9 protein-coding genes and 1 pseudogene are annotated in these 8,483 nt (G+C 38.0%); all 10 read right to left on the bottom strand.

Going from position 1 to position 8,483, the window contains the following annotated elements:
* Positions 1-269 (bottom strand): hypothetical protein (locus J2X31_RS18115; protein WP_310028993.1); only part of this gene is annotated, 269 nt, incomplete at its 3' end.
* Between the two features lie 307 nt (positions 270-576).
* Positions 577-1,104, bottom strand: coding sequence for a hypothetical protein (locus tag J2X31_RS18110; RefSeq protein ID WP_310028990.1), 528 nt, complete (start codon positions 1,102-1,104; stop codon positions 577-579).
* 12 nt (positions 1,105-1,116) lie between these two features.
* Positions 1,117-1,767 (bottom strand): DUF8616 domain-containing protein, encoded by a 651-nt coding sequence (locus J2X31_RS18105; protein WP_310028987.1) that lies wholly within the window; start codon positions 1,765-1,767, stop codon positions 1,117-1,119.
* A 57-nt stretch (positions 1,768-1,824) separates the two neighbouring features.
* Positions 1,825-1,914, bottom strand: a pseudogene (locus tag J2X31_RS18100) (hypothetical protein); the annotation flags it as partial.
* 91 nt (positions 1,915-2,005) lie between these two features.
* Positions 2,006-2,536 (bottom strand): hypothetical protein, encoded by a 531-nt coding sequence (locus J2X31_RS18095; RefSeq protein ID WP_310028985.1) that lies wholly within the window; start codon positions 2,534-2,536, stop codon positions 2,006-2,008.
* Positions 2,533-4,188, bottom strand: coding sequence for an RHS repeat domain-containing protein (locus J2X31_RS18090; protein ID WP_310028984.1), 1,656 nt, complete (start codon positions 4,186-4,188; stop codon positions 2,533-2,535). The genes J2X31_RS18095 and J2X31_RS18090 overlap by 4 nt, the downstream gene beginning before the upstream one ends.
* A gap of 206 nt (positions 4,189-4,394) precedes the next feature.
* Positions 4,395-4,847: a hypothetical protein gene (locus J2X31_RS18085; RefSeq protein ID WP_310028981.1), complete on the bottom strand. Its 453-nt coding sequence runs from the start codon at positions 4,845-4,847 to the stop codon at positions 4,395-4,397.
* A gap of 21 nt (positions 4,848-4,868) precedes the next feature.
* The gene (locus tag J2X31_RS18080) at positions 4,869-6,671 is read right to left on the bottom strand and encodes an RHS repeat-associated core domain-containing protein (RefSeq protein WP_310028979.1); all 1,803 of its coding nucleotides are present in this window, start codon (positions 6,669-6,671) and stop codon (positions 4,869-4,871) included.
* Between the two features lie 293 nt (positions 6,672-6,964).
* The gene (locus J2X31_RS18075; RefSeq protein WP_310028976.1) at positions 6,965-7,255 is read right to left on the bottom strand and encodes a hypothetical protein; all 291 of its coding nucleotides are present in this window, start codon (positions 7,253-7,255) and stop codon (positions 6,965-6,967) included.
* Positions 7,256-7,265: 10 nt separating this feature from the next.
* Positions 7,266-8,483 (bottom strand): RHS repeat protein (locus tag J2X31_RS18070; RefSeq protein WP_310028974.1); only part of this gene is annotated, 1,218 nt, incomplete at its 5' end.

The raw sequence follows: 8,483 nt of genomic DNA, 5'->3' as shown, positions 1-8,483 counted from the left end.
TCCGTCAGCCGGTTCAAATCGTCATACACATAGCCGTACTTCCTTAACGTATTGTCCCCATAAGTACGCCAGAACGTCTCGGAGATGTTCCCGTTATACAGCGGACTTACAGTCTCCCAAACACTGTGCTCAACCGTATTGTAGTTCAGCTTGAAGGCAAAGAGATCGGCGGGATCCCCCTGCTGGGAAAGCGAAAGCACATCGTTGATCCCCTTGAGCCACCCGCGGATGTTGTAGGCAAGGAGCGAAACAGCACGAAACAGGGGCAATATTTTTCATCACTAACTCTGATACACAAGGTCGGGTTATTCATCATTATCTTCAATTTAAGAAACAATTTTAAACAAAAAAGATGAGCATTACTGCTCATCTTTAAATTATTTCTTGCTGATATTTGTTCTATTTCAATATGCTAGAAATGCAAAACCTAATATCACTAACTCTGAAACACTACCAAGGCTTTAAAATAAAAAAACAACCCGAAGGTTGTTTAGTTTTTGACTTCTGTAATACTATAATATTTGATTTTCTGCGAATGTATTATCAAACGATTAAGCACCAACACATCCTCATACATTACTCTCTCATCCCAGGGAATGTTAATCTATGCTCATCTTTATAACCCTTTTGTTTTCGTAATACATTCAGAATACTATCGGCTTTCATTTCATTTTTTTCAACACCTATTCCTTTGCGATAAATTTCTTCTAAATAGACTTGTCCAGAAACACTTCCCATTTCTGCTCCTTTCTTTAAATAGTAAAGGGCAAAATCTTTGTTAGCTTCTGGTAAATCACTGAATTTTTTTATTGTAAATTTCTTTTTATTAAAAACTTCTATCATTTGTACGAAAACCATCACGCTTGCTTTTGGATTTTGTTCATTTGCCATTAATATTGAAAATGGTAAAGATTCATAATTAAGGGTATCATTACTACTTATATCAAGAAAGACACCATATGATTCAATATTTTTATCGTAAACTATTTCTTTCTTTAAACCATTAATATTTAGTTGTGACGACGAAATGGGATTTTCCTTTTCATTATTACACGAAATCGTAGCAAGTATAGAAAAGATTAATATTTTTTTAACGTTTTTCATTTTATAAGATTATTAATTTTTAAAATCACCCGTACCTACAACACTACCATTATTGAAAATGTTAAATTGACCAGATTTTTTTCCATCAACACCAATGTAGGGCTCATAATTAGGAAATAATATACCATTGTCTGATGGCCAAGAAATTAGATTATCGGGTGCCCATATAGTAGCTTTAGTATGAATTAGTGATAAGTTAAACGCTAACCCATCAGGTGTATTATGACCTGTATTACAGCTAAAAAGCTTAATTGTTACTGGCTTCCCATTTTCATAACTACTTTTATATAATGGGCTTGTAGCCATTAGATGTTCGTGGAATGCATAAGCATTCATATGTCCGTTAATTCCATTATTACTACCATGACTTACCCAGATTACTGTATTATTTTCGGGAGTAAATTCATTACTTACAGTATTTAAAATATTCACTTCTTCAGGTTTAATATTACCTACTAAAACCTCTCCTTTTTTATTTATAGTCTTCCTTTCATTGCTGTTATTCTTATTTTTTCCTTTTGGCTCACCCTCGCTTTCAGAATCTTCATTTGTACCTGCTTCACTACCATCTGCATTTAGTCCTTGATTGGACATAGCTGCTTCAAATGAACCGCTTTTATATTTGCCTGTTTCCCAGTTGTAATCACTTTCCGTTGCCATCATACCATCTGGGTCAATAAAAAACACTGGGTTATTATAACAGTATGTATAAGGAGACCATCTTCTCGATACCTCCGCCAACGGGTCAATATTCATCCACCTACCAATCGCAGGGTCATAATTTCGTGCCTGATAGTCGTACCAGTTCAGTGATAGCTCGTCTTGGAACTCCTTCCCATTGTACTTATACTGGAACTTATTCCTTCCGACAGGCGTTGTATTTGGATTGTTAACTCTTTTTTCAATCCAAATATTTAAAACTTTTAGCTAAATCCAAATACTTGTCGAAATTTTCTCTCTTAATGTTATATAAAAGAATAGTTACTTTTCCATCTGAAAGAAATTTTGAAACTCTGCCAGTATGTCCAGTTTTTAGATTGTTTTCATTGTATTTTCTTTTGTCCCAATATGAACTTAGCTTGCTGTAAATTTCATCATCATTGGTTTCTTGTATCGTCCATTTTCCAGCAACACCTTCATTTTTATATCCAGAATAAATGTAAACAATCTGCTTATTAGCATATTCGAAATAAAATTCATTGTCAGATATCAACCACCCTTTTATATTTTTTGGAAGATTAAGTGAAAAATTTGTCGTGTAATAAACCTCATTATCAGCAACTGCATTTATTTTAGATTTATACACGAACTCATTATAATTCTTTAAATAAGTGAAATCCACAAAATCTGTATGAATGCTTTTTCCACAGTCAACAGATGTGCTACAAGAAACGAAAAATATTATTAATATGATTATTAGATACTTTTTCATTGTGCATTTATTGTTTTTATTGTTTCTTTCAATTCTGAAAATGGAATGGTAATAATAGGATTATTCCCTTTATTAGTATCAAAAAAAGCCGCTGTTGGAATAATTTCTACTTTAGGAGTTTGTCCAATTTGACTTGTAGATAAATGTTCTGTTTCTTTTTTATATCCGAGAATAACAGAAGGTTCAGTGTAACCCTTATTATTAGCTGGGGCGACATCTGCTCCAGAGCCCATTGCTTTACCAAACTCTTTTATATTTCCCGAACTATCAAATTTATTAGGATGCAAATGTACATCTGAAGTAGGAGTACTTCCATTTTCACTTAATTCAGCACGTGCACCAGCCCATTCTTTTGAACCAATTTCACCAGCCTTTGCACCAGTTACAATTTCCGACTCTCCATTTGTTCCTCTCATAAATCCTTGCTCAGTAAATGATTTATTTTCCGCATCATTGCTATATATCTTACTCATTTTATCACTTTCAGAGTCAGAAAACGCACTTACAACATGCCCTTTTTCAATAGCACTTTGCACCTTAGATTCTTTTTCACTTTTTGTTAAGACCATTTTCTTATCCGTCTTGCCATCCTCAACGTGCTTAACATGTTTGCCATTCAAATTATAAAAATCAGTCGGCGGTGTTGCAAACATTCCATCTGGGTCGACAAATATCATAGGATTATTATAACAGTAAGTATAAGGCGACCATCTTCTCGAAACCTCCGCCAACGGGTCAATATTCATCCACCTTCCAATCGCAGGGTCATAATTCCTCGCCTGATAGTCGTACCAGTTCAGTGATAGCTCGTCTTGGAACTCCTTCCCATTGTACTTATACTGATACTTATTCCTTTCAACAGCCTCCAAGATAACAAAACCATCACCACCGTGCCCCCTCACATATTCATATTTCTCACCCGCATAGTTGCTGTGCTTCATCCCAAACGGATAGTAGTGGCTCTCCTCCATGATCACCAACGGGGAGGTCAATTCCGGACGGCTGTAGCTCAGCCTGATGTTCCCTAGATGGTCTGTATAGTTGTACACATACTTGAACTTGCCGTCTGTAACGCTAACATACCCCTCGGCCGTTGGGAAAAACTGCAATTTATCGTCAACATACTGGAAACCGCCAATGTACTCCGTCTGCTGATAGATATCTGGCACCACCGTCTTGTCCGTCACTACCTTGCCAAGCTTCACCCCTAGGGCATTGTAAAGATAATCAATTGTCTTTAAACCGTCCTTGTCAAATTCAATCCTTGTGGGGAGGTTCAGGTGGTTGTAGGTGATGTTCCATATCCCCTTGTTCCAGTCCCTGGTCATGTTCCCGTTATCGTCGTATTCATAATCGGGCTTGTCCGGCCCCTGAGGATTCTGCCCGTCCCTGAAGCCGTTGAAGCTGTTGGTGGCATCCACAACACGATCAAGGCGGTTGGAGTTGGGAAGGTACGTATAGATGAGGTTGTCGATATGGTAGGGCGAATTGCCGTCAACGTCCGAAAATCCGTTGCGTTCCAACCTCTCTATGTTCCCATTCCTGTCATACCTGATTTCCTCGTTGTAAGCATTGGTAACCTGATGTTCTGGGTTTCCTAGGTCGGGCTTCTGGTAGATCGCCTCCGTCAGCCGGTTCAAATCGTCATACACATAGCCGTACTTCCTTAACGTATTGTCCCCATAAGTACGCCAGAACGTCTCGGAGATGTTCCCGTTATACAGCGGAGATTGTGTTCAGCATTATCGGGGCGGTCTTGCAGATGGTTGTGGGGTTGGTGGCAATGCTTTTCGTTGGGGTTCGATGGATTTGGAAAAGGTTTTAAAAGAAAAAGACAGCACTAAGGCTGTCTTCTTGTCTATTTGTTTTTGTACCGCTCTGGATGCTTTTTAACAAATGCGGGAACGGTATTTTCGTAATCGATAATTTCTTTTACAAAATTTAATAACTGCTTATTATCTTCTACTTTTATACCGTTTCTATAAGTATTAAAATATTCTCCTAAGCACAAAGTATCTATTTTTGATTTATTATAAATTAAGATTTTAATTCTGGAATCTATTCCTGACGAATCATTAGATATTTGATATTGATTGAATAAGTTCATAAAGGTTTTGACTTGTTGCTGGTCATCTATTTTTTTGTAATTAATTTTCTCTTTTGATTTGTCTTCATAAATTTCACTACAAGAATAACTATAGGGAGTACTAATATTAGGTCCCATATAATAAATTTCCAGATATTGTGATTCTTTTTTGTTATCACAATTTAAAAAAAATGAGCAAAACAAATAGATAATTATATTTTTCATAATACATTGTGTTTTATATATTTATTTCTTTGGTATGTTAGATGTTGGCGAAATTGTGGGTACAGGGATGCCTCTGTGATTAAATCTCGTAGTTCCCATTAAAGGAATTTCTCCATTTTTGTATGCCGTTTTTTGTTCAGAGCCCGTTATTACCCTTGCCTCTTCTTTATTGATATATTGTTTATCTGCTGTAGTAGAAGCTGCAAGCTTTTTCCCTGGCGACAATGCACCTTGTAGAGCATGGTCTGATTCATGGTCTAGTACTGTGGCAGGTGATAAAATATAATTATTTGTGGTTTCCAAACCTAATTCGGGATTCCACGTAATAATATTATAATCACCATTTATTGAATTTTCCTGAGTACTATCTACTCCCTGCACTACATCAACCATAATATCGTCATTTTCTGCTATCGCCTTCATTGAGTCACCACCGCCATTTCCAACATTATGATTATAGGCATCTACAAAATCTCTCACAAACTGATTGTCTGGTAATGCAGTAGAATTTCCATCAAATATAAATTCTTGCGCTTTACCATCTTTATCTATATAATTTATTCTAAAATCATCAGCTTCCATTCCATCTGGGTCAATAAACCTTATTGGATTATTCAATGCATACGTATATGGACTAAATCTTCTACTTGTCTCCGCCAACGGGTCAATATTCATCCATCTCCCAATAGCAGCGTCATAATTCCTTGCCCCGTAGTCGTACCAGTTCAATGACAGCTCGTCTTGGAACTCCTTCCCGTTGTACTTATACTGATACTTATTCCTTTCAACAGCCTCCAAGATAACAAAACCATCACCACCGGGTCCCCTCACATATTCATATTTTTCACCCGCATAGTTGCTGTGCTTCATCCCAAACGGATAGTAGTGGCTCTCCTCCATGATCACCAACGGCGAGGTCAATTCCGGACGGCTGTAGCTCAGCCTGATGTTCCCAAGGTGGTCCGTATAGTTGTACACATACTTGAACTTTCCATCTGTAACGCTAACATACCCTTCGGCCGTCGGGAAAAACTGTAAGGTATGGTCTATATACTGAAATCCGCCAAGGTAGTCTGTCTGCTGATATATATCTGGCACCACCGTCTTGTCCGTCACTACCTTCCCAAGCTTCATCCCAAGGGCATTGTAAAGATAGTCAATTGTCTTTACACCGTTCTTGTCAAATTCAATCTTTGTCGGAAGATTAAGGTGGTTGTAGGTTATCTTATGGATTCCTTTATTCCAGCCCTCGATCATATTGCCATTGGAATCATAGAAATAATCCGGCTTGGTTGCCCCATCGGGGTTCTGGCCGTCCTTGAAGCCATCGATGCTGTTGGAATAGTCCAGGACAGTTTCCAACTGGTTGGAGTTTGGGGCATAGAGGTATTGCAAATCGTCAATTATGTAGTAACCTTCATCGCTGTCAAGGTAGCCGTTGCGTTTCAGGTCTATTATGTTGCCGTTCCTGTCATATTGCAAGTACTCGTTGTAGGCAAAGGTATGGGGATTTATAAGTTCAGGTTTCTGGTAATAGGCTTCCGTCAGACGGTTCAGGCCGTCATACTCATAGCTGTACTTTCGCAATATATTGTCAGAATGGGTTGTCCAATAGGTCTCGGCGATGTTCCCATTGAACAGCGGTGTGCTCATGCCCTCCACTTCATTGTAGCCAATCTTAAACGCAAAGAGGTCCTTCGGCTTCAGCGGGTCGGTGTCGCCTTGTGTCAAATCTTCAATCTCGTTGATCCCCTTGAGCCACCCGCGGATGTTGTAGGCAAGGAGCGAAACAGCACGAAACAAATAAACCCATGTTCCCGCCATCCTTCCTTCCCGATGAAAAATCGGGATTCCCTCCTGTCGGGGCTAGGGGATCATCTGCAGGCTTCTTGGAAACCTTCCATCACCGGTAGCAAAAACCAACAGGGGCGGTCTTGCAGATGGTTGTGGCGTTGGTGGTAATGCTTTTCGTTGGGGTTAGATGGATTTGGAAAAGAATTTAAAATAAAAAAACAACCCGAAGGTTGTTTTGTTTTTGGACTTCTATACTAAATAAATGATTTTCTGATAATATTGAATGAATAATTAAGCCATCAACACATCAGATACATTACATTTTAATTTGATTCATCACCTTTATTAGTATAAAAACCCTTTTCACTTGTAATAATATCTTTTATAATCAATCCTTTTCCATAACAAAAAACAATTTTTCCAATTGGCTTTTGACCATCGTAAATCGTCCTGTAATTCAAATTAGCATCATCAAAGACAATCCAATCGCCGACATGAAAACCGTTATTATACTTCCATTGCATCGTTTTTATGTAAAAATTAGTATTCAAATATGAAATAACTATTATGATAATAAGCGCAATGCTTAAAAAATATTTTTTTTTATTTTTCATAAATCTTGTTTTATTTATTTGTTCCTATTTGATAATGTGGAGTTATAGTTTCACCATTCCTACTTATATTCATTGGGTAAGCATAGTTTGGTTGCCATCTACCTGCAACTCCTAAAGGACCTGCGGCAACCATGTATGTAGCCTGCTTAGCAAAATTACCTGACCTCATAGCTGAATTAGTTTCTCGAATATTTGCATACATTGAAGGGTAAGATGAATTTGGCTGACCTCCTACATCAACATTTTTAAAATTACCAAGACTGGATAATGTAGTAGTAAATGATTTTTTTAGCCCCTTACCGTCTGGGTCTTTCCCAGTATTACAACCATAGAAATAAGCATTACTTGTTCCGTCATCCTTCCAGTTAAAATTAATACTGGACCAGCCACTTACACTCAATTGACTTGATGTACTTGAGGCAACTCTACCATTTCCAAGATTATCTCCTTCATTATATAACGCATTTTTACTCGCAGGTCTGCTACCTATTGGCCCATCCAAACCTGCATGTGACCAAATCCCAAACTCCTTAGTTTGTCCATATTTACCACTATATTTAGCAACCGTTTTTTCGACATCACCCTCAAGTTGTCCTAAATCAGATATTTCCCTGTAAACACCTATATCTCCTTCTCCAAACTCACCTGAATTTAGTAGTTCTTTTGCGTGTGTTAACAATGAATTCCAAAACATACTATTGTCTTCCTTATTATCTGATTTAACATAGTAGAATAGATAAACATCTTCACCATTCGGGTCTACGAAAAATAGTGGACTATTAAGTGTGTAGTTATATGGACTATAAGAATCCCATTTTCCTGCCATCGGATCCATATTCATCCACCTTCCAATTGCAGGGTCGTAATTTCTCGCTCCATAGTCATACCAGTTCAGTGACAGCTCGTCCTGAAACTCCTTTCCATTATACTTATACTGATACTTATTCCTTTCAACAGCCTCCAAGATAACAAAACCATCACCACCGGGTCCCCTCACATATTCATATTTTTCACCCGCATAGTTGCTGTGCTTCATCCCAAACGGATAGTAGTGGCTCTCCTCCATGATCACCAAGGGGGAGGTCAATTCTGGACGGCTGTAGCTCAGCCTGATGTTCCCAAGGTGGTCCGTGTAGTTGTACACATACTTGAACTTTCCATCTGTAACGCTAACATACCCTTCGGCCGTCGGGAAAAACTGTAAGGTATGGTCTATATACTGAAATCC

This window comes from Flavobacterium arsenatis (genome assembly GCF_031456785.1).
In the GTDB taxonomy this organism is placed as follows: domain Bacteria; phylum Bacteroidota; class Bacteroidia; order Flavobacteriales; family Flavobacteriaceae; genus Flavobacterium; species Flavobacterium arsenatis.
Note: the sequence above shows the minus strand (reverse complement) of the source record. Positions and strands in the feature narration are given on the sequence as shown.